Genomic DNA, 23,553 nt, shown 5'->3' with positions numbered 1-23,553 from the left:
GATTCTTAATCCTGTGTTTGTTTACCGGCTTTAATATGTTATTGTCCCCGACGGACAATTTGAACAATTACTTATGCATTAATTATAAATGAGTTGTATTGGGACATTATTCTTTGTCGGCCATGATGTAAGCCAGAATGGATTATAATCCTTTAAAAAAAGGATGTTCCTGCAATTGTCTCGCGTTATCTTCTTGCGTTATGCGGATATAACGTAAAAAAACTTTCTCGGAAGAATGTCCCGTAATTTTCATGATGGCAAGTGTCGGTACGTGCGCCAGATAAGCATTCGTGGCGAACGAGCGGCGGGCCGTGTGGGCTGTCACCAGTTGCCATTTTTCCAAGATTTTTTGCACTTTCTGATTTTTTCTTGTCTCTTCAATAATAATAGCCGATTTTATACCTGCTCCTTTAGCTATTCTTTTGATATATTCGTTAAATAGACTATTAGAGGGTACGGAAGGAAAACCGAAATCATATTTTCGAATAATTCTTTTTACGATGGGGTGCAAAGGAATTTCAATGATCTCGTTCGTTTTTTGTGTTTGAAGCCGGATGGTATTATTCTTGGTTATATTCTCTCTTTTTAGTCTGGAAAAGTCGGAAAACCGTAATCCCGTGTAAGCAGCCAAAATGAACATGTCTTTTACTTTTTCCAAATGGACGGCACAGTCATATTGGTCGATTTGTTTCAACTCCTGTGTTGACAGATAGATTGTTTCTTTGTCTTCTGTTGGTTTTCTAAACGTTTTTTTTCTATAATCATCGCTTACGGTAAAGCCTTTTTCATACGCACGACGCATCCAAGTCTTTATATGTTTGATAATTTTTCCGACCGTATTTAGTTTGTAGTTGTGAACTATTAAATACTTTGTAAAATCATTATAAAAATCAAGATCTATCTGGTCTAAGCGAAGTCTTTTTCGTTTATGATCGAAATATGTTTTCAAGATCTTGACACTACACCAATGACTTGTCAAGGTGGAAGGACGATAGTCCGATACATCTTCCAAATAATAGTGGACAAACTTTAATAAATCGCAAGAGGAGGAGAGATTGGTTTTAGGGTCTAATTTGAAACGGATTTGATTTCTTACATGTGAAACCGTAGGAACTTGCTTTTTCCTTTGACATTCTTGCAGAATATCAATAAGTGTATTTCTGGTTTGTTCTATTTCTGAATTTATATTCAGCAAATGTTTTTTTAATATCGGGTTCCCTTTTAAATCTGCATTTACTCTACTGTCTATAACAGCACAACCGTTTTGATTATCCCAGTATAGAGGATTGATTTTCAGTTGACGCGGTAAATAATAAGTAAACCTACCATCTGACAACATCATACGGATTTGTATCAAACTCCAATTTGCCTTTGGCCTGAATAGACTAAATCTGATTCGACCAATAATTCGATCTATATTTGTATTCATAAATTGTATTTTTCCAAACGGGCGATAAATATGCCAATTGATACGCCAGTTTTTGAAGATCAATTCTTCTATTGCCATTATTTATTCATTGTCGATATGAGGAAAAAAATCCCCGGGGGCACACTCCAAATACTGTGCGATTTGATAGAGTTGCGTTACACTATATTTTGCCGGATAGTGCAGGCTCTCGACTTGCCCGATAAAACCTAAGGATACACCTATGCCATAAGCTAACTCTGCCTGGGAAACTTTCAATTCCAAGCGGCGTTTCTTGATTTTTTCAATGACTTGTAGATCTATCTTAGATTTCATACCAACAACTTACCTATGCGAAGTAACTGAAAAATAATATTTTTGTACTTAGCAGTACTAAGCAGAATGTTATGTGCCACTAAGTCAATAAGTAGTAATCTCTGTAATATTAACGAGTAACGATTCTTTTTGTTACCCAAAAAATATTTTTTTGATATAATGTCACCCGTTTGTTAATTTTTTTTGTCATATACCATACGGATATGTATATTTGTTATAAAATACATCTGATGTATGGCGGAATTAACACATTATACTTCAATTTTCGCGACAGATGAAAAATGCAAAGAGACGTTTTGCAAATTTTATCCGGGATTGTGCCTTTTTGCGCATCGTATAGTAAAAAATTTCGATGAAGCAGAAGATATTGTCCAAAATACATTTATAGCTCTGTGGAATAAGAACGTAGAGCTGACAAAAAAGACATCACTGAAATCTTATTTATATAGTTCTGTTTATAATGCTTGTATTAATCACGTGAAGAAGCAAGCTTACGTTGGTGAGAAAATGAAAGAATTTCATCAAGAAGAATACGATGATAAAAATTACTTGTTACAACGTATCGAGAACGAGGTGATAGAAGAAATCTTTCATACGATAGAACGTCTCCCGGAAGAGTGTAAGAAAGTATTCAAATTAAGTTATATAGAGGGACTTGAAGTTAATCGGGTTGCCGAAATATTAGATATTTCGGAAAACACAGTGAAAACTCAACGATTGCGAGCACGTAAATTTTTAAAAGAAAATCTGAAAGACCTTTTCCCGTTATTATTACTTTTTATACCGAATCTATAAAAATACACAGATATGAATAAGTGCGAGAAGCATTGAAATGCAATATGTTATAGATTGATGTTTTTTTTGATAAAAAAAATAAACAAGTATTGTCACCCTCGGGACGTTATTTTTTGTCATATACATGAATTGTAATCCAAAATTAAGAATGGAAAAAGAAGCAACCATAGAAATCATATCAGAATTAATCATTAAAATGATTAAAGGGACTATTGATATGGATGAAAAAGTTGTTTTGGATAAATGGATTGCACAATCCTCCGAAAACAGAGCATTATACGAGCATTTATTAGATGAACGGTATGCTTTGAAACAGTACCAACTTTATCAACAGATAGAACCGGAAAAAGTTTGGGGTAAAATTTCAAAGCGAGAAAAGAAACAATATCATTGGATTCGTTTTGTCGGATATGCTGCTTCTTTTTTATTATTAATAGGGGGAGCTTTTCTTTATTGGCCTGGACAAGACCAAAAGAACGAAGAACGGGTGTCTGTAATGACTGTCCAAAATAATATTTTACCGGGGACAGGGAAAGCGACATTGATTCTCTCCGACAAACGAGAAATTCAATTAGGGCAGGAACATCAAGTTCAGATGATGGATAGTACAGGTATGCGTTTCAAAAACGATTCATCTACTCTATATTATTCGACGGAAACATCGCTAACGGATACAAATGCGGGAAATGACATTCATACTTTAGTCGTCGGGCGTGGAGGAGAGTTTTGCGTGCAACTGCCAGATGGAACTGTCGTCTATTTAAATTCAGATTCTAAATTAAGATATCCATTGGTTTTCAATTCTGAAGAACGCAAAGTATATTTGGAAGGAGAAGCTTATTTTGAGGTAAAATCTGATAAAAGTCGGACCTTCGTTGTTGAAAGCAAAGGTTTCTCGATTAAAGTTTTGGGAACTTGTTTTAATGTATCGAATTACAAAGAAGACGATGTTTCGCGTATCGTTTTGTTAAGCGGGAGCGTGGAGGTTGCTAAAGCGGATAAAAATTACAGGCTTACTCCAAATCAAGCATTGGAGATTACGGAGAATAAAATCGAAATAAAGAAAGTCAATGCCGTAAATTCAATTTCGTGGAAAAATGATAAATTTTATTTTTCAAACGAACGTTTGGAAGTGGTTATGAGAACATTGGCCCGTTGGTATGATGTGAATCTTTTTTATACGAATCAATCTATTAAGGACTATCATTTTTCGGGGTTTATTCCAAAATACGAGAAGATATCCAAAGCATTTGAAATTTTGGAGTTAACGGCCAAAGATGTAAAATTTGATGTTAAAGACAAGACCGTGAAGGTCATGAAATGTGAATAATTAACCATATCGGATTTGAAATGAAATTATTCATCTTGACTATAAGATGAAGTAGAGAGTTGTATGTATTAATGGTATGTATGTGAAATCTGATTAAAAAATCATGAAAAATCCGATACGGTTATTGTTGTTGAAATAATTAGATTGTCCGTCGGGGACAAAAGTATTTATTGAGAGGCTGTCGTCACCAATGAATTCGATAAAAATGTGTGAATAATTATTTATAATTTAACTACTACAAAAATGAGAAAAAACGATCATTCATTCTTTAGAAACAGGTGTAGAAAGTTGTTTTATAAAGGGAGTATAGTTCTCTTTATCCAGCTTTTTACGGTCTTGTCTATTTTCGGAGAAAATCTGTATGGTCAACAAAACAAGATCGTTACAGTACATCTTAAAGATGTAACCTTGCTCTCCGCGCTGGAATATTTAACGAACGTGATAGGGTGTGAAATCCTTTACAATCACGAACAAGTAAAATCTACGAACAGATTTGATTTGGACATGAAAGAAAAGACTATCCGGGAGGTATTGGACAAATGTTTGGAAAACACGAATTTAACCTACAAGGTAGTCGATGATATCTTTGTGCTGACGGCCCGTTCGGCAGATGAAAAGAAAGAGAAAACCGTTACGGGGGAGATCATGGATGAATCGAAACAGCCGCTTCCCGGCGTTACCGTCAGAATTAAGGGAACTACCATTGGAGTTAGTTCCGATCCTCAAGGAAAATTTAAGTTGTCTGTTCCGGATACGGCAAAGTTAACGTTGGTATTCTCTTTTATCGGTATGGAGACTCAGGAGATTGTTATCAAAGATTCCCTTCATATAAAGGTGATCATGAAAGAGGCAACCGAAACATTGAAGGATGTTGTGGTCACGGGATATGCCAACATTAAGAAATCCAGTTTTACCGGAAATGCGATTCGAATAGGGAAAGAAGACTTGTTAAAGGTTTCTTCCCGGAATGTAATTAATGTGTTGCAAGTGTTCGATCCTTCTTTTCGTATCATGCGAAACAACGATATGGGATCGGATCCGAATACCATGCCGGAATTCTATATTCGCGGACGCTCCGGAATAGGTGTAAAGGAATTGGATAAATCCTCTATTTCTCAAACGGCTTTAAAGAATAATCCCAATACACCTATTTTTATCATGGATGGTTATGAGACGACGGTTGAAAAGGTGTATGATTTTGATCCCAACCGGATTGAGAGCATAACTATATTGAAAGATGCCGCGGCGACGGCTATTTATGGTTCTCGTGCTGCTAACGGAGTCGTTGTTATAGAAACAAAGGCTCCGACTCCCGGTAAATTGAGAGCTTCCTATAATTTCACCGGAGGTTTGACCGTACCTGATCTTTCGGACTACAACTTGATGAATGCCCGAGAAAAACTGGATGCGGAGATCGCTGCCGATTTTTATGAAAATGATGACGATTTACAGTATCAGCAGTTACAACAAGAGTTGATTGCTAAACGGAACAATGTTCTAAAAGGGGTCGATAGTGACTGGATCTCTCAACCTCTGCGAAATGAATTTAATCATAAGCACAGTTTATATATTGAAGGTGGTGTGAACGATATTCGTTTCGGGGTTGATTTAAGATATGATGTTCAGAACGGTGTAATGAAAGGTTCGGGTCGTAAAGTTGTGGGAACCGGTTTTTTAATTGATTATCGGAGTAAACATCTTCAAATCAAGAATAAAGTCAGTTATGATGTAAAAAAATCGACCAATTCTCCTTATGGTACTTTCAGCGAATATACAACACGATTGCCTTATGTGCCTTTTGTGGATGAAAACGGGGATTATTTGAAGACCTTACCCTGGCATTACGGTTCCAACACGAAAAATCCTTTTTACGAAGCTAAGATTTTAAATAATTATGATAAAGGAGGGTATAGTGATTTGACTAATAATTTTCAAGTCAATTGGTATGCTTTTACCGGTATGCAGGTACAGGGACAGTTCTCGATCACCAAAAAAGATGAGTGGACGAAAGTTTTCACGGATCCGCTGTCGGATAAATTTAAAAGCGTGTACGAATCAAAAGCGTTACGCGGTGATTTGTCCAAAACGAAAATGGAAGCGATAAGTTGGGATTTGAAAGTGATGGCTAATTACGTACAGTCCTTTGCCAAGCATAATATAAATTTTTCTATCGGTATTAATGCCCGGGAAGAGCGTTATGACCAAACATCTACTTATTACAGAGGATTCCCCTCTGGAACATTGAGTTCTCCGAGTTATGCGGAAGAGACTCAGGAGCCGACTTACACGGATAATCATACCCGATTATTCGGTGGATTGATGGCATTGAATTATTCGTATGACGATATCTATCTGTTCGACGCTTCTTTTCGTCTGGACGGTTCTTCTGAATTCGGCTCTAAGAAAAGAACAGCTCCTTTCTATTCATTCGGTGTGGGTTTAAACATACATAATTACTCTTTTTTAAAGGGTAATCCGACGTTGAGTCTACTGAAAGTTACCGGAACTTTCGGACAAACGGGAAAAGTTGATTTCGAACCTTATGCGGCCAAACATACTTATGAGATTACCAAAAAATATTATGGGACCGGAAATGCATTACAACTCTACTATATGGGTAATGATAATTTGACCTGGGAGATAACGGATAATTATGATGTGAGGTTGGAGTTGGGCTTTTTGCAGGATGCTCTTGAATTTAAAATCGGTTGGTATAATAAGATAACCAAAGACTTAATTTCCGATGTAACCTTACCGGCCTCTACAGGTTTTACGAGTTATAAGGATAATATCGGAGAAGTTCAGAACAAAGGAATTGAGTTGGACGTTCGGGCTACTGTTTTGAGAAATCAAGATTGGAATGTGATTGTATTCGGAAATTTGGCTCATAATAAAAATAAAATCCGGAAAATCTCAGAGTCGCTTAAAGAATATAATGACCGGGTGAATGCCGAGTTTGCGGATTACGATTCAAATTGGAAAGATTCCAAGTACAGTAAACCTTTGATGAAATATACCGAGGGCGGATCATTAACTTCGATCTGGGGTATGAAGTCATTGGGTATTAATCCGAGCGACGGCAAGGAGATCTATGTCTATCGGGACGGAACAATCGGTTATGATTGGATCGCTTCGGAACAAATGATTTTAGGAGATACGGAACCTGACGTGACAGGAGCTTTTGGTGTGAATCTACAATATAAAGGATTTTCATTGTTCGCCACTTTTACTTATGATTTCGGAGGGTATGAATACAATCAGACCTTGGTGGATAAGGTAGAAAATGTGGATTTAAGATACGCGAATGCGGATAAACGCGTTCTTACTCAGCGTTGGCAAAATCCGGGAGATCGCACGAAATTGAAATCTATTAAGGAACGCGAGTACACGACACGTCCTACTTCTCGTTTTGTTCAGAAGAATAATCGGGTAGATTTCAAAGCATTGACTTTGAGTTATGATTTTAATACGGATTTGATCAACCGAATTGGACTGAGTATGTTGCGGTTACAGTTCCAGATGAATGACGTGGCCCATTTCTCGAGTGTAAAACAAGAGAGAGGATTGTCTTATCCTTTTGCCAGAAGTTTTGATTTTACATTAAACGTAAGTTTTTAAAATAGTCGGTTATGAAAATAGATAGAAATATATTTATAGTCATCCTGCTGCTTGTATCACTCTCTTCATGTGATAAATGGTTGGATGTTTCGCCTAAAAATCAGGTGACGGACGAGGAGCTCTTCAAAAATGGCGAGGGTTTTAGAAACGCCTTGAACGGAGTTTATGAAATGCTCTCTTCGCAAGAGCTTTACGGACGGGAACTATCCTGGGGATTCTTGAGTGTTTTAGCTCAAACATATGACGATAATGATATAGAGCAAGCTTATTCCGGTTTGGTAAAATACCAGTACGGATTAGCGGGGAATAAAGAGATTATTTCTACGATCTGGTCGAAGTCTTATAAGGCGATAGCCAATTGCAATAAACTGATCAGCGAGATAGAGGGTAAAAAGGGGTCTTTCTTTGAATTGGGCGATGCTGAAAAGAATTTGATTATGGGCGAAGCTTTCGCTTTACGGGCCTTTATTCATTTCGATCTGTTACGTTTGTTTGCTCCGGCACCCGTTACGGGTGATGGCGGCAGTTATATTCCTTATTTTAATGTATACCCTTCTAAATTTGAAGGCAAAAAGACCGTATCCCAGATTATGGAATTGGTGATACAGGATTTTTTGACGGCAAAAGATTTAGTGGCAAGTTACGATACGGTTTATAATAAGTGGTATATGGCAAGTCCGGAAGCTCGTTTACAGGTTTCCGATGCTGCTGAAGGCGGACGTTTCTTTACCCTGAGAGGCGGGCGGATGAACTATATGGCGATTCAGGGACTCTTGGCGCGGGCATATATGTACGCGGGAGATCTGACGAATGCCGAGAAGTATTGCCGGGGTATTTTAACACGTTACGTGTCGGATGAGGGAGGAGAAGATAGGATTGATTTCACGGAAAAGAATTTTGTTTCTACCGTAGATAAAAAATTCTACGTGAAATACTGGAACGATATTATTTTCGCTCTTTATGACGATCATTTGTTGGAAAAAATTGCGGACTTTAAAACCTCGACAAAAGCCGGTATGTACGTAAAAGATTGGGATGCCATGTTTACGGGCCGGAATGACGGGTTGGATTATCGTGCTTATCAACGTCAACCGATTCCGGGATCAAGTAATGTAGTAACTAAAAAATGGTTGGATTTGGATACCGACGAGCAGTTGGTTCATGCTCAAGAACCTTTAATTCCCGTGTTGCGTTTGAGTGAAATTTATTATATCTTGAGTGAATGTCTTGTGGCTAAAGAAGCTACAAAGGCAGAAGGAGTGGCTTATATGAATAAAGTCCGGGCGAAACGGGGAGCATTGCGGGAGATTTCTGCCGATAATTATACGGACGAATTGATTTGGGAGGGGAAGAAAGAGTATTTGGCGGAAGGACAAGCTTTTTTCTTGTTTAAACGTTTGAACCGACCGATCGTTAGCGGAACACAGATCATTCAAATGGACAAATCCAAGTTTGTGTTGCCTGTCCCTGAAAATGAAAATATTTACTAATAAAATGAAATCGTTATGGGAAGATTATTTTCTCTTTTGATAGGAATATCTTTACTGATCTCTTGCAGTAAAGAGGAGATTCCAATGTATGGTCCTGAGCATTACGTGCAGTTTACTGATATTTGGACCGATTCCCTTGAATACTCTTTTTTCTTCTATTCTTGGGCGAATGATTTGCAGATACCGTTAGCAGTAAAGTTAGTGGGTGATCCTCTGAAGGAAAAAACGAAATTTGTGATAAAGGTGGTCGAGGATGAGACAACGGCTAAACCGAGTCAATACGGACTTCCCGAAGAGATATATTTTAAGCCGAACCAAACGGAAGATACGCTTTATCTGACGTTGAAAAAAGTGGATTTAACCCGGAAAGTCAGACTCGTCGTTGAGATTCAATCCGGGGGAGATTTAATGCCTGGGCAGACGATTTATACACGGAAAATCATATGGTTTAGTGATGAAGTAACTCGTCCCACGTGGTGGCCGGAAGGTGGTCAGGTTGAAAAAATATTTTTAGGTCCCTATACCGTGACAAAATTCAGAAAGTTTATGGAAGTGACGAAAGTCGGAGACCTGACGGATTACAATTACGATGAGAGACGGGCATTGGCCCTCGAGTTTAAAAACGAGTTGATTCGTTTGTCGGAAATGGGTGACCCGTGTTATGATGAAGATAACTCGTTGATGTTATCGAGTGTACCGGTATTAGGGAATTAAGAATCATTAAATATAGAATGACAATGAAGACAAGATATATATTGATTTTGATAGCTGGACTTTTGGGTTTTTGGTCCTGTATCGAAGATGAAGGGAATTACAAATATATTGAATTGCCGGGATTGACTATTAATAAAGGAACTATGGCTTCGTTGCAGGCGATAGTGGGGGAGCCTGTCACCTACGATCCTAAGGTCGAATATGAAGTTCCTGCCGATTCGGTTTATTTTACGTATATATGGTATGATGGGAAGGACTCTGTTTCCAATAAAAAGATATTGGAATTCACTCCTTTACAAATTCGTGAATATCGTTTTAGATTGGAGGCAACGGATACCCGTACGGGGGTTCAATATGTCGGTACGTTATTGTTGAGTGGTGTTTCTCCTTATCAGGATTGTTTTGTGGTTTTGTACAAAGAGGGAGAAACGTCAAGGTTGGGTTTTGTTAAGGTACAAGGATTTATGGAGTTCGGAGATCCGAAAGATTTTAAGGATTATAAAATCTATTATCATGTTTATAAGGATGTGAACGGAACTGATTTAGGGACGGGGCCACAGAAGGTAATTCAACATATTGCAGGGATGAATAAGAGTGAATTTTTAGTAATCCAGAAGGGCGGAGACGGATGCGTAGAGGTGGACGGGACGACCGTTGAAAGGGTGATTACTACAAAACAAGAGTTTGTGAATGAAAATCCTCCTGCTAATCTTGCACCTGTTGATGTTTGCTATCACCCATCCATTAATGTTCTGTTGAATGCGGATGGAAAATTGTATAACCGGGAGATGTTGTCTAATGAAGGTTTCCATTCTAATGCTTACGTGAATGTACCTATGTATATAGACGTGGATAACGGAGTTAAAGGAGGTAAAATCGAACGGTTAATTCAACCGATTTACACGAATACCAATAACTTTTTATTACATGACGAAACCAACCGCCGTTTGATTTATTCGGCTTGTTTCGGTTCTAATTTGGCTGCTATGGTGGTTTTGTTCTGTGAAGATGGCTGGCCGGCAGAGAATTATACTCCTTTGGATAATTTAGGAGATATGGAGTTGACCTATGTCGCCGCTTATGGCGACTACGAATGGGACGGCGGAAGCAGTAAATACGTGATGATATTGAAAGATCCTTCCGGGAAATATAAGATTCAACAATTTGGGGTTCCGGCAAGATCAAGTGGAGGTGTGACTATTGAAGAAGCATACTTGCAAAAAGATTTTTCCGGGGGTGAATACATCACGCCGAACAGCAAATTCTTTTTGTATAAGACAGGAGAGTATTTATTCTTTAGCGGGGGAGCGAATAATGATCTCTTGTGTTGTTACCGTATGGTGGATGGCGAGACGTTCGTACATGATAATTTTAACGGGAAATCCGTAACCGCTCTTTGTCCGAATGAGGGATATACCTATTCTATGTGGTCCGGGTATCCCGGTTTAGGTGTCGGGCTTTCGAACGGGGAGTTCTATTTTTATCACATGACCGATGCTGCATTATACTATAATAAACCAGAAGTTCTGTACCGGTGCTCAGGGTTTGGAGACGGAATTGTTGATGTGATCTACAAACATACTTCGGAATTTACGTTCTGGCAGTAACGTTTGTATTAACGTGCAAAGTATGTCAAGAGCCGTCGAAACGACGGCTCTTTTTTGTGCCTTGTGAAATCGAAACAGGTAACAGGATAGAGACCATATAACATAAAATATGTTAAATAGAGGATAATAATAAACAAAAACACATACAACTAAAATAAATGTCTTAATTTTAGAAGCAAATTTGTTAGTAGACCGTGTCGTGTATTAACTTTTAAACCTAAGATCATGAAAATTAAAATTGAGCATTTGGATAAAGTTTATCCCGGAGGAAAAAAAGCCTTAAATGACCTGAATCTGGAGATTGAGTCGGGAATGTTTGGATTGTTAGGACCGAATGGGGCAGGAAAGACTACTTTGATGAGGATTATGACGCTTTTACAGGAACCGACATCGGGGACGATATTTTTTGATGATTACGATATCGCAAAAGACCGGAAAGCCATCCGTTCTTTATTAGGATATTTACCGCAGGATTTTCGTTTTTTCGAGAAATTAAAGACTTGGGAGTTTTTAGATTACGGTGCGGGTTTAGCCGGAATCGAAAAGAAGCAACGGAAAGAGCTTGTAGATGAAATGTTACGTAAGGTAGGATTATTCGAAGTTCGCGATCGTTGGGCTAATCGTTTGTCCGGTGGTATGAAACGAAGATTGGGAATTGCGCAGGCTATTATCGGTAATCCGAAAGTAATCATCGTCGATGAGCCGACAACCGGTTTGGACCCGGAGGAACGTATCCGTTTCCGGAATATTTTATCCGATATTAGTGATAAAGATGCGATTATCTTATTATCGACTCATATTGTAGGCGATATTTCAAGTACTTGTAAGAATTTGGCCTTGTTGAACAGGGGAGAATTGAAATTTAAAGGTTCTCCCGATGAAATGATTTCCCAAGCCAGAGGAAAAGTATGGGAATTGTTTGTCACGGAAACGGAATACGAGGAGGTAAAGGAGAAATATCCGGTTGTATCCACGATCCCGACGGAAGGCGGCATGGAGATTCAGGTCGTGGCAGAGAAGATTGATGAAAGTTTCACTTGTAAAGCTATTGAACCGAACTTGGAGCACGCTTACGTTTATTACATGGACTTCGTCTTGAAGGACAAAATGGATATGCAGGCGGAAAAAGAACTTGCCGGAGAGTTATTCAAATAAATATAGAACGATATTTTGCTTACCATTCTTTCTGTTTATCTTTGCTCGTCAAATAAACAGAGGGAATGGTAACTTATTTTCAGCAGTATAGAAGACATTATGTAGATACGATACGTCTGGGTGTTCCTATTGTTTTGGGACAATTGGGCATCGTGTTGGTGGGGTTGGCCGATAATATTATGGTCGGACGTTACGGTACAGCGGATTTGGCGGCAGCTTCGTTTGTCAATAGTGTTTTCAATATTCCGATTTTATTCGGTTTAGGTTTTTCTTACGGGTTAACGCCCCTGGTCGGGCAATATTACGGTCGGGGTGACAAATTCCGGGTGGGAGGATTGTTGAGAAACAGTTTGTTGGCTAATCTATGTATAGGGATTTTGTTGTCTGTGATCATGTGGATACTTTATCTTTATGTGGATAGGATGGGACAACCTGAAGAGTTGTTACCGATTATTCGTCCCTATTTTCTCTTGCAGTTAGCTTCTCTGGTTTTTGTTATGATGTTCAATAGTTTTAAACAATTTGCTGACGGAATAACGGATACGGTTACTCCTATGTGTATTATGTTGTCGGCAAACCTGTTGAATATTATCGGAAATTATATTTTTATCTATGGGAAGTTTGGAGCTCCGGCATTAGGATTGACGGGAGCCGGAATTTCAACGTTGACTTCCCGCGTGCTTATGTTTGTTGCTTTTGTCATGTTGTTTTATCGTAGAAGCGGCTATCGTCGCTACTTGGTGGGGTATAAACGAACAAGCTATAATAGGGGAGATGTAGGAGTACTTAATAAAATGGGCATGATGGTCGGATTGCAAATGGGTATGGAAACGGCTCTGTTTAGCGTGAGCGGGGTTATGATCGGATGGCTGGGGACGATTGCGTTGGCTGCTCATCAGGTCGTCGTCGCCGTTTCGACCTTAGGGTTTATGGTTTATTACGGCGTCGGAGCTGCTATCTCCGTGAGGGTAAGTAATTTTTACGGGAGAGGAGATATTGTTAACGTGAGGCAAGCGACTATGGCAGGTTTTCATCTGATCTTTGTATTGGCTGCCGCTGTGGCATGCTTTTTTTTCTTTAGTAGAGGATATATCGGGTATATTTTTACGACTTCGGGAGAGGTGGTACATTTGGTCGCCGTATTAATGGTGATTATGGTTTTTTATCAATTCGGGGATTGTTTACAGATCACGTATGCAAATTCTTTACGGGGAATTGCGGATGTCACCTCCATGGCTGTCATTTCGTTTGTCGGTTATTTTGTGATTGCCCTGCCGGTTTCCTACATACTTGGTTTTGTGTTGAATAGGGGTATTGAGGGAATATGGATCGGGTATCCTGTAGGACTGACCCTTACCGGAGTGATGTTGTGTTTCCGTTATTACTATGTTTTGCGGAATCGCTAAACGGATTCGACGATACATCTTTGGGAAGTCTTCAGTCTGTCTTTAATCTCTTGGTATGCTTTCTCTTTATCCGTGAAATGTACGGTATGTATCCCCATCTTTTGAGCTGCCTGAATATTGGCTGGCAAATCGTCAATAAACAAGGATTCTTCTGCTTTCAAATGATAACGATTCAGAAGCAATTCGTATATTTCTCGATCCGGTTTGACCATCTTTTCGATGGCGGAGATGATTTTTCCTTCGAAATAACTGAAAACTTTTCTTGGCTTCAGGTATTCATAAAAATCTTCGGACATATTAGAGAGGCAAAATAATTTATAATCCCGTTGGGATAATTCTTGAATCAGCTTTTCCGTTTCCGGTATATTGACTAATGAAACTTTCACGAATTCTATAAATTCATTACAATCTTCCACGGAACAGCCTGTTAAAGGTGCGATTTTCTCTATAACCTGTTCTCTGGTCAGGATGCCTTTGTCGTATGCCGACCAATAGTTGGAGAAAAAGCCGTTCGCGTGAATGTATCGAATGAGATCCGGATTACCGGGAAAGGTTTGGAGGATGAGTTTGGGATTCCATTCTACGACAACTCCGCCTAAGTCGAAAATAATGTTCTTTATCATATGGTTCTGGTGTTTAAAAATCAATAATAATTCCAATGGATGGAAGTAGTGTACCTGTATCGTTTTTAATATATCTCATGATATAATGGTCCGGATTGTTTTTATCTACGATGTAACTACCATCCGGGTTCTCTGCTGGAACTAATAAATCCGGACTTTTGGTTTTATGGTTATAGATATTTTGAATATCAGCGTATAAGATCAAAGACCAACGATGGAAATAAAAACTTCGATCGACCCGTATGTCCAATTGGTGGAAGGCCGAGGCCCGTTCGCTGTTGAAACGAGAATAGTCGTAATAGGGTTGATGTTTGGCGTCCCATGCGACGATTAAAGAACTGGTCTTTGCATCGTAAGGGGTGGAAGGAGCCCCGTTCGCGTAACGCCACTTCATCCCGATATCCCAATTCCCGAATTTCCGTATCGCTGTTAACGAGAAAATGTGTCGATTGTCCCAGCTGCTCGGAATATAAACAGATGTCGGTCGAAAATTTTTATCCATTTTTTTAAATTCCGAGTAATAATATGTATAGGCAACAGAAGCCGTGAGTCCGAAAAGTTTCTGGGTTCGTAACATGAATTCGATTCCGTATGCCCGGCCTTCTCCTGAAGATTTTACCGGTTCGTCTCCCACGGCGACATAATCCGTACCTTTATTGGCCAAGACGATACTGTCCAACAAAGAGACAGGGTAATGATCGTATTTTTTATAGAAACTTTCGAGGGTTATCCGGGTAAGGTCTCCTATGCGGAATTCGATACCGGCAACGTAATGATCGGTTGAAATGTATTTTAAATGATTGTCTTTATTCACGAGGAGGCCTTCCGCATTCGCGTATCCCATGGTCGTGTAGGAGGGTAACTGGTAATAGCGTCCCACGTTGAAATTGATGTACCAGAATGGTGTTAATCCGTAGGATAAAGAGAAACGGGGGGAGAGTTGCTTGAAAGGATTTTGCATATCGGAAGAGTAATTGTTCCCGTCTGCCCGAATGCCCAAAGAGAGGGTTAACTTTTCATCTCCGAATATTTTACTAGCTTGTCCGAAAAAGGACCATTTAAAAAAATGGAAATCGTGATTGTAATGAATGGAGGAAATATCTCCTTGCGTGAATAATGTTTTGACGGTTTTATTCTTGTAGGCCGCATGCTCGATACCCGTACCTAAATTGAGTTGGATGCTGGCTTTTAGCAACCGTTGATGTTCGAAACGAAATTTGTTTTCGGTTTCACCCGAACTATAGTCCGTTGATTTCGGACGGTTTTGGTTATTGTCTGTATACTTTTCGATTTCATTTTGTAGAGTACTTCTGCTCAGCACGAAGAGGTTGTTCCAATGTTTGCCGTAATGCCTGTAAGTGATGCCTATGGTATAACTCCATTGTTTACTTTCCGGTAAATAACGGAGTAAATATTTTTGATTGTCGTCAGGGTGCTTCATCCCTTTATTCAAATGATTTACATCGTAAGCTCCTATACCGATAACGGTCAGTTTATCCTTGCCGTCGATTGTTGTTTCTGTTTTGAACTGGAAGTCATTGTATACGGGTAAAAATGGCAGTCCGATGATATTGAACAACATTTTAAGATAGCTCCGGCGGGCCGAGGCAATGAATGTCGTTTTGGGAGTTAGAGGTCCGTCGATGGAGAGACCGAAATCGGTTGCTCCTAAAGTGCCCCTGAATTTTAATTTATCCGGATTTCCCGCTATTTGTTTGAACTCCAATAAAGAACTCATCAAATTACCCCTCGATGCCGGGAAAGCTCCGGCATAAAAATCGACTTCCTTGACAAAATCCACGTTAATGATACTTACTACTCCCCCGGAGGAACCTTGGGTGGCGAAATGATTTAGATTAGGTATTTCCACATTATCCAAGTAAAAACGATTTTCACTTGGACCTCCTCCTCTGACAATGAAATCGTTTCGGAATGCGGGAGAAGAAAGGACTCCCGGCATCGATTGCAATACCTTGGAAATATCCCGGTTACCTCCCGGATTTTTCTCGATTTCGGCAATTCCGATCCGTTGCAGAGATATGGGACTGTTGCTGGTTTTACGAAAGGGATCGGCTTTTATGGTCACCTGATCTAAAGCGAAGCTACTCTCTTCCAGTTCAATATTAATGTTTTTTTCCGAAGCCGTATTTACCATAAACTCTTCAGACAGGATCGTTTTGTAGCCTAAACTGCTTACTTCGAGTCGATTAAAACCGAGTGGTATTTTTTCGATTCGGAAATAACCATTGGTGTCGGTAGTAACTCCGATGGTCGTTTTCCAGATGATTACATTGGCAAAAGGAATGGGTTCATTATTTTTACGATCGACTACTCGTCCTTTTACTACCCCTTTTTCCTGTGCAAAAGAGGAAAAAAGGAAAAGATTAAAAAAAAGAAAAAGAAGTATTCGTCGGATTTTCATAACGGTTTATTTGAGTTCGGAATTCACAAATATAACTAAAAATATCCCGTTCACCTCCATTCATGGTCCTTAATCGTGTTGTAAACTGAATTCTTTATGGGATTTCAGACGAAAATGTAAAGAATATCTATAAAAAAAGAATCGTTTTTTTTGGAAATTTGAAGAAAAGCACTACTTTTGCACCCGAGTTCTTGCCCAGGTGGCGGAATTGGTAGACGCGCTGGACTCAAAATCCAGTGTCCCTTAAAGACGTGCGGGTTCGATTCCCGCCCTGGGTACAAAGCCTCCGAGAAATCGGAGGCTTTTTCTTTTCGTAATATGGTGGCGTTTCCATGCGAATTGTCTAATTTTGTAGGGAGGGTTTTCAATAAAGATAATATGGATTATAATAAGATTTTTTACGAGGAAGCGACAGAACGCCTGAAGGAGGAAATATGTGATATCGGGAAGAGGATGTGGCAACGAAATTACGTGGATGGAAATGGAGGGAATATCAGCGTACGTCTGAACGAGAGTATGGTGTTATGCACTCCTACTTATATCTCTAAGGGATTTATGAAACCGGAAGATATGTGTATGGTGGATATGCAGGGACGACAGCTCGCGGGAGAACGACCGAGTACGAGTGAAATAAAAACCCATCTTGCTGTTATGCGCCGGAATCCGAATGCATGGGCTTGTGTACATGCCCATCCGCCTTATACGACCTCTTTTGCTTTGTGCGGACATCTGCCGAAGGAGGGGGTGGTTTCGGAAGCGGAGATATTTTTGGGAGAGTTAGGATTGGCGTCGTACGCGAGACCGGGGTCGAAGGAGATAGAAAAGGCGGTTGGCGCTTTGGCTTTGGGGCGTAACGCAATTATAATGCAAGGACACGGTGCTATTACCTGGGGAAAAAGTGTGGAAGAGGCCTATTGGAAGTTGGAAAACCTCGAAGCTTATTGTCAGGCAGTACATCTGGCGGAATGCCGTAAGGATATTTTAATCCCCTTTTCGGAGGAAGAGAGGAAAGATTTGAAACGTTTACGGGAAAAATTTGAGCAATGAATGCGATTTTCGATATAGTGACTGTTCGGGCGGATTATGAACAAGGGGCATTGATCGTTATCGATCAAACGCAACTTCCGAACAAGGAAATATACCTGGCGTTGAAAACTCCGGAAGAGATATGGGAAGCGATATACTCGTTGAGGGTGAGAGGGGCTCCGGCGATCGGGGTGGCTGCCGCTTGCGGGATTTCGGTGTGTATGCAGAACTACCGGGAAGAGGATGTGCAGGGCTTTCATAAAGAGTTTGACCGGATAAAGAGCTACTTGGCAACTTCTCGTCCGACGGCCGTAAATCTGTTTATGGCTTTAGATAGGATGGAAAATTGTATCCGGGTGCATGAACCCGATGGCGTACGGGGGATGAAAGATGCTATGCGGCGGGAGGCGGAGGCCATTCGTTCCGAGGATGCAGCAGCCTGTCGGCGGATAGGGGAGTGGGGGTTATCGTTATTATCTCCCGGAATGGGTCTGCTGACTCATTGTAATGCCGGTCATTTGGCAGTTTCCGAATATGGAACTGCATTGGCTCCGATCTATTTGGGGCAAGAGAACGGATATGATTTTAAGGTGTTTGCGGATGAAACTCGTCCGTTGTTGCAAGGGGCCAGGCTAACGGCTTTCGAACTAAAGAGAGCAGGAGTGGATGTCACGTTGATATGCGATAATATGGCGTCGATTGTAATGCAAAAAGGGTGGGTTCAAGCCGTTTTGGTCGGATGTGACCGGGTGGCCGCCAATGGAGATGCGGCGAATAAGATAGGAACTTCTGGAGTCGCTGTTCTGGCAAAACATTACGGGATTCCTTTTTACGTGTTGGGACCGACTTCTACGATCGATTTGGCTTGTTCGACGGGTGAGCAAATCCATATAGAAGAGCGTCCTCCTGAAGAAGTTACCGAGAAGTGGTATGTTCATCGAATGGCTCCGGATAAGGTAAAAGTATATAATCCTGCTTTTGATGTTACTCCTCGTAATCTGATAACGGCCGTTATTACGGAAAAAGGGATTGCATATCCTCCTTTTACCGATTCTTTCCGAAAATGGCTGGAATAGAAGACTTTTAACAGTGTATAAGACATTTTGGCATTTATTTTTCCGTAATTATGACAAAATGTCTTATTTGCGTGGGCATTTTGAACTATTCGGTTTCGGCATAGAGGCAGGAAAAATTTTCTATGTATTGATAGTCATGGTTTTATCTTGTGCGTCTTTTTGTAGAAGGAAATGTGAAACTTTTAGTTTATAGATTCGGTATACCCTTTGTATTTCCTTAAACACGAAAGGAGCATGAGACTATGAACATGAATAATTATACAATTAAGTCGCAGGAAGCCGTGCAGGAAGCCGTGCAGATTGCGCAGGAAAAAGGGCAACAGGCCATCGAGACGGGGCATCTGTTGAAAGGTATTATTGCTAAAGGTGAAAATATCACTAATTTTATTTTTAACAAATTGGGAGTTAACGGACGGAACGTGGTTTCGGCTTTGGATAGGATGATTGATTCCTATCCGAAAGTTTCCGGAGGATCGCCTTATCTTTCCGAAGATACCAATAAGGTGCTGGAAAAAGCAACGAAGATTGCAGGGGAGATGGGTGACCAGTATGTCTCTCTGGAACACATTATATTGGGCTTGTTATCCATCCGGGATCAAGTTTCGCAATTATTGAAAGATAGCGGAATGACAGAGAAGGAAGTCAAAGCTGCTATCGAGGAGTTGAGGAAGGGTTCGAAAGTGAATTCGCAGTCGGCCGAAGACAATTACGATGCATTGGGGCGATATGCCATTAATCTGAACGAGCGGGCTCGCAACGGTAAGCTGGATCCGGTGATCGGGCGGGACGATGAGATTCGTCGGGTATTGCAAATCTTATCCCGGAGAACGAAAAACAACCCGATTTTGATCGGGGAACCGGGGGTCGGTAAGACGGCTATAGCCGAAGGGTTGGCTCAGCGTATCGTTAACGGGGATGTCCCTTCGAATTTGGCATCCAAGAGCATCTATTCCTTGGATATGGGAGCTTTGGTTGCCGGCGCTAAATATAAAGGAGAGTTCGAAGAGAGGCTAAAGGCCGTGGTGAATGAGGTTTTGGCGTCGGAAGGGGATATCATTCTCTTTATCGATGAGATCCACACGTTGGTTGGGGCCGGGAAGTCGGAAGGGGCGATGGATGCGGCCAATATTTTAAAGCCGGCGTTGGCGCGGGGAGATTTAAGGGCTATCGGAGCGACCACTTTGAACGAGTATCAGAAATATTTTGAACAAGATAAGGCTTTGGAGCGTCGATTTCAGAAAGTGATGATCGATGAACCCGATGTCATGAGTGCTATCAGTATCATGCGGGGATTGAAGGAGCGATATGAAAACCATCATAAAGTGCGGATTACGGACGATGCCATTATTGCTTCCGTTGAGTTGTCGCACCGGTATATATCCGATCGTTTCTTGCCGGATAAGGCAATTGACTTGGTGGATGAAGCTGCCGCAAAATTGCGGTTGGAGATGAATTCCGTTCCTGAAGAGATCGATGAACTGGATCGTAAGATCAAACAGCTTGAGATAGAGAAAGAGGCGATCAAACGGGATGGAAAAAGCAAGAAGTTGGATGAGATCCAAAAAGAATTAGCCGATTTGAATCAGGAGCGTACGAAATTGCGGGCTCAATGGGAATCTGAACGGTCTTTGATCGATGAGATTCAAAAAAATAAAGATGCCATCGAACAGTATAAATTTGAAGCTTCCCGTGCGGAGCGGGAGGGAGATTACGGAAAGGTGGCCGAATTGCGTTACGGTAAAATAAAATCTGCGGAACAGCGGATTGAGGAGATTAAGGCGAAGCTGGCCGATATGAAGCATGGAGATTCTTTGATTCGGGAAGAGGTTACGGAGGATGATATAGCTTCGGTCGTATCTAAATGGACCGGAATACCGGTAAGCCGGATGATGCAAAGCGAACGTCAGAAATTATTGCATTTGGAGGAAGAGTTGCATAAACGGGTAGTCGGTCAGGACGTGGCTATTGCCGCTTTGGCGGATGCCGTGCGTCGTAATCGGGCCGGATTGCAGGATGCCAAACGACCGATTGGTTCGTTTATCTTTTTGGGAACGACCGGAGTCGGTAAGACGGAGTTGGCCAAAGCGTTGGCCGAGTTCCTGTTTGACGACGAGTCTTTGATGACCCGTATCGATATGTCCGAATACCAGGAGCGTCATTCTGTCTCTCGTTTGATCGGGGCACCTCCCGGATACGTGGGATACGATGAAGGCGGTCAACTGACCGAAGCCGTACGCCGGAAACCCTACTCTGTTGTTTTGTTGGATGAGATAGAGAAAGCGCACCCGGATGTATTCAATATCCTTTTGCAAGTATTGGATGACGGTCGGTTGACGGATAATAAAGGCCGGGTGGTGGATTTTAAAAATACCATTATCATCATGACTTCTAATATCGGTGCTCATATTATCCAGGAGAAGCTAAAGGACTTAAACGATAATAACCGGGATGAGGTATTGGAAAAGACCAATCACGAGGTATATGAGTTGTTGAAGAAAACGATTCGTCCGGAATTTCTGAATCGTATCGATGAGGTGATTATGTTTACTCCTTTACAAAAATCCGAGATTGTGGATATCGTTCGATTGCAGGTTAATGGTGTCAATAAAATGCTTGCTAACAATGGAATTATTTTGGACGTAACGGGTAAAGCGGTCGAGTGGATCGCGGAAGCGGGTTATGATCCGCAGTTCGGGGCGCGTCCCGTTAAACGAATTATCCAACGAAACTTGTTAAATGACCTTTCCAAACAGATATTGGCCGAACAGGTTTCCAAAGATAGCCATATCGTTGTGGATGTTGAGAACGATCACTTGATTTTTAAAAATAAATAAAAAATGGCGTTGAAACAAAAAGCCGGTCGAAATTTTACTTTCGACCGGCTTTTTGTTTCATGTGGTACTCGAGGCGGGACTTGAACCCGCACAGCCGCAATGGCCACGGGATTTTAAGTCCCGCGTGTCTACCGATTCCACCACTCGAGCAACATTGAAAAAGAACGAGCGAAAAACGGGACTCGAACCCGCGACCCTAACCTTGGCAAGGTTATGCTCTACCAACTGAGCTATTTTCGCAAATATAATCAATAACACTTTTGGCATCTTTAAACCTTACCAAGGTTACATCGATGACGCTTCGCTTTGGGCAAGGTTATGCTCTACCAACTGAGCTATTTTCGCAAATGCGAACGCAAATATAGGGCATTTTTTCTATCGTACAAACGAATTCTCTTAAAAATATAAGGAATTATTTCGGTTTTATATATTAAATTCTGTTTCTCATGTAGTTATTGAACGGATTTAGAGTCCGTTTTTTTTGTTTTTTTTATTGAAATGATTGTTCTCGGGTTTAGAATGATTATATTTGTCGTGTTTTTTAAAGAAAAGAGATGTCTCATACAGGAAGTAGAAGGGTAAAAGGATCATACTTTGTTTCTACGATCAGTATTGCTTTGGTGCTCGTGGTCGTGGGTGCTCTCGTATTTATTCTATTGAATGCCCGCATGGTGTCGGATCATGTTAAACGTAATATCGGTTTCGTTGTCATAATTAAGGATAATACAAACGAAGCTGAAATTAAGCGGGTGCAAAAAATCTTGGATACCCGTCCCTATACTTATTCTTCTCAATATATAACGAAAGAACAGGCTGCTGCTGCTTTCAAGAAAGAGATGGGAGAGGATTTCGAAGCTATATTAGGTGCGAATCCGCTTTTGCCTTCTATCGAGATTAAATTGAATCCGGCTTACGCGAATAACGATTCTTTGGCGATGGTCGAAAAAGGATTGGCCAAATTCGATATCATTCATGATGTTTATTACCAGAAGTCGATGATACAGAGTATCAATGAGAATATTCGTCGGATAAGCGTATTCTTTTTGATTGTCGGGGCCGTTCTGATGTTGATATCGTTTACCTTGATCCGGAATACGATACATCTGGCCGTGTATTCACAGCGTTTTTTAATAAAGACGATGCAGTTAGTAGGGGCAAAATCTTTCTTTATTTGCAAGCCGTTCGTGTATGACAGCATGTGGAGGGGGTTCTTCGGAGCTATGATCGCGAACTTGGTGCTGTTGGGTGCTATATTTTTTCTACAAGAGAATATAGGAAGGGTGATGAATATTATACATCGGGATACGATCGTTATTATGGTGGTGTTTGTCGTTCTTTGCGGTATGTTTTTATCGTTTATATCGGCTTGGTATTCTGTTCATCGATATTTGAACAGGGATTTAAATGAATTGTATACATAAAAAAAGATATATGGTAAATGATTTGAAAGAAAAGAAGGATGGTTTCCCGATACCCAAGAGTAACTATAAATTTATTTTGATCGGTTTCGGGATCGTCGTGCTCGGATTTTTATTGATGATGGGAGGCGGATCTGATTCTCCGGATACTTTTAACTATGACATTTTTAGTTTTAGGAGAATTACCTTAGCCCCGATGGTCGTTTTATTCGGTTTCGGTTTCGTGTTCTGGGGCATTATGCGTAAACCTAAAAAAGAGGAGAAATAGATGTAGTATTGAGGTAGGACGAAGAGATGT

General features: G+C 40.6%; 17 protein-coding genes and 3 tRNA genes. 14 read left to right on the top strand and 6 right to left on the bottom strand.

Going from position 1 to position 23,553, the window contains the following annotated elements:
- Window positions 1–142 precede the first annotated feature (142 nt).
- Window positions 143–1,429, bottom strand: a complete 1,287-nt coding sequence (locus tag BN3283_RS11450; RefSeq protein WP_070807508.1) for a site-specific integrase — start codon at window positions 1,427–1,429, stop codon at window positions 143–145.
- 81 nt (window positions 1,430–1,510) lie between these two features.
- Window positions 1,511–1,741: a helix-turn-helix domain-containing protein gene (locus BN3283_RS11445; RefSeq protein ID WP_041503025.1), complete on the bottom strand. Its 231-nt coding sequence runs from the start codon at window positions 1,739–1,741 to the stop codon at window positions 1,511–1,513.
- A gap of 234 nt (window positions 1,742–1,975) precedes the next feature.
- Here BN3283_RS11445 and BN3283_RS11440 point away from each other — a divergent pair, with 234 nt between their 5' ends.
- From BN3283_RS11440 to BN3283_RS11405, 8 genes are all read left to right on the top strand, one after another.
- Window positions 1,976–2,536 (top strand): RNA polymerase sigma factor, encoded by a 561-nt coding sequence (locus BN3283_RS11440; protein WP_052634512.1) that lies wholly within the window; start codon window positions 1,976–1,978, stop codon window positions 2,534–2,536.
- A gap of 148 nt (window positions 2,537–2,684) precedes the next feature.
- Window positions 2,685–3,866 carry a FecR family protein gene (locus BN3283_RS11435; protein WP_059026710.1) on the top strand — a complete coding sequence of 394 codons (1,182 nt, stop codon included), beginning with the start codon at window positions 2,685–2,687 and terminating at the stop codon, window positions 3,864–3,866.
- 243 nt (window positions 3,867–4,109) lie between these two features.
- A complete protein-coding gene (locus tag BN3283_RS11430; RefSeq protein WP_082027566.1) occupies window positions 4,110–7,484 on the top strand; it encodes a SusC/RagA family TonB-linked outer membrane protein in 3,375 nt (1,124 codons plus the stop codon).
- Window positions 7,485–7,495: 11 nt separating this feature from the next.
- Window positions 7,496–8,974 carry a RagB/SusD family nutrient uptake outer membrane protein gene (locus BN3283_RS11425; RefSeq protein WP_059026709.1) on the top strand — a complete coding sequence of 493 codons (1,479 nt, stop codon included), beginning with the start codon at window positions 7,496–7,498 and terminating at the stop codon, window positions 8,972–8,974.
- A 15-nt stretch (window positions 8,975–8,989) separates the two neighbouring features.
- Window positions 8,990–9,688, top strand: coding sequence for a DUF4843 domain-containing protein (locus BN3283_RS11420; RefSeq protein WP_059026708.1), 699 nt, complete (start codon window positions 8,990–8,992; stop codon window positions 9,686–9,688).
- A 23-nt stretch (window positions 9,689–9,711) separates the two neighbouring features.
- Window positions 9,712–11,295 carry a PKD-like family lipoprotein gene (locus BN3283_RS11415; protein ID WP_059026707.1) on the top strand — a complete coding sequence of 528 codons (1,584 nt, stop codon included), beginning with the start codon at window positions 9,712–9,714 and terminating at the stop codon, window positions 11,293–11,295.
- Window positions 11,296–11,520: 225 nt separating this feature from the next.
- Window positions 11,521–12,450, top strand: coding sequence for an ABC transporter ATP-binding protein (locus BN3283_RS11410; RefSeq protein ID WP_041503019.1), 930 nt, complete (start codon window positions 11,521–11,523; stop codon window positions 12,448–12,450).
- A 65-nt stretch (window positions 12,451–12,515) separates the two neighbouring features.
- A complete protein-coding gene (locus BN3283_RS11405; RefSeq protein ID WP_059026706.1) occupies window positions 12,516–13,856 on the top strand; it encodes an MATE family efflux transporter in 1,341 nt (446 codons plus the stop codon).
- Here the strand turns inward: BN3283_RS11405 and BN3283_RS11400 are convergent.
- Window positions 13,853–14,479 carry an HAD family hydrolase gene (locus tag BN3283_RS11400; RefSeq protein ID WP_286137658.1) on the bottom strand — a complete coding sequence of 209 codons (627 nt, stop codon included), beginning with the start codon at window positions 14,477–14,479 and terminating at the stop codon, window positions 13,853–13,855. The genes BN3283_RS11405 and BN3283_RS11400 overlap by 4 nt on opposite strands.
- Window positions 14,480–14,492: 13 nt before the next feature.
- A complete protein-coding gene (locus tag BN3283_RS11395) occupies window positions 14,493–16,901 on the bottom strand; it encodes a TonB-dependent receptor (RefSeq protein ID WP_070807476.1) in 2,409 nt (802 codons plus the stop codon).
- A 193-nt stretch (window positions 16,902–17,094) separates the two neighbouring features.
- Between BN3283_RS11395 and BN3283_RS11390 the strand changes: the two genes are divergently transcribed.
- The 4 genes from BN3283_RS11390 to clpB all read left to right on the top strand — a co-directional run bounded on the left by BN3283_RS11390 (window position 17,095) and on the right by clpB (window position 21,837).
- Window positions 17,095–17,179 (top strand) — tRNA-Leu (locus tag BN3283_RS11390).
- A gap of 100 nt (window positions 17,180–17,279) precedes the next feature.
- Window positions 17,280–17,948, top strand: a complete 669-nt coding sequence (locus BN3283_RS14345; RefSeq protein ID WP_286137657.1) for a class II aldolase/adducin family protein — start codon at window positions 17,280–17,282, stop codon at window positions 17,946–17,948.
- Window positions 17,945–19,003, top strand: coding sequence for an S-methyl-5-thioribose-1-phosphate isomerase (gene mtnA, locus BN3283_RS11385; RefSeq protein WP_041505498.1), 1,059 nt, complete (start codon window positions 17,945–17,947; stop codon window positions 19,001–19,003). The genes BN3283_RS14345 and mtnA overlap by 4 nt, the downstream gene beginning before the upstream one ends.
- 242 nt (window positions 19,004–19,245) lie before the next feature.
- On the top strand, window positions 19,246–21,837 hold the full coding sequence (gene clpB, locus BN3283_RS11380; RefSeq protein WP_059026705.1) for an ATP-dependent chaperone ClpB: 2,592 nt from the start codon (window positions 19,246–19,248) through the stop codon (window positions 21,835–21,837).
- A gap of 62 nt (window positions 21,838–21,899) precedes the next feature.
- Here the strand turns inward: clpB and BN3283_RS11375 are convergent.
- Window positions 21,900–21,987, bottom strand: a tRNA-Leu gene (locus tag BN3283_RS11375).
- 17 nt (window positions 21,988–22,004) lie between these two features.
- Window positions 22,005–22,077: transfer RNA gene (locus tag BN3283_RS11370), tRNA-Gly, on the bottom strand.
- Between the two features lie 314 nt (window positions 22,078–22,391).
- Between BN3283_RS11370 and BN3283_RS11365 the strand changes: the two genes are divergently transcribed.
- Complete coding sequence (locus BN3283_RS11365) at window positions 22,392–23,258, top strand: cell division protein FtsX (RefSeq protein WP_041505500.1); 867 nt, start codon at window positions 22,392–22,394, stop codon at window positions 23,256–23,258.
- A 10-nt stretch (window positions 23,259–23,268) separates the two neighbouring features.
- A complete protein-coding gene (locus tag BN3283_RS11360; RefSeq protein WP_041502729.1) occupies window positions 23,269–23,523 on the top strand; it encodes a DUF3098 domain-containing protein in 255 nt (84 codons plus the stop codon).
- The last annotated feature ends 30 nt before the right edge of the window (window positions 23,524–23,553 follow it).

Source organism: Gabonibacter massiliensis (assembly GCA_001487125.1).
Lineage (GTDB): Bacteria > Bacteroidota > Bacteroidia > Bacteroidales > Marinifilaceae > Gabonibacter > Gabonibacter massiliensis.
Note: the sequence above shows the minus strand (reverse complement) of the source record. Positions and strands in the feature narration are given on the sequence as shown.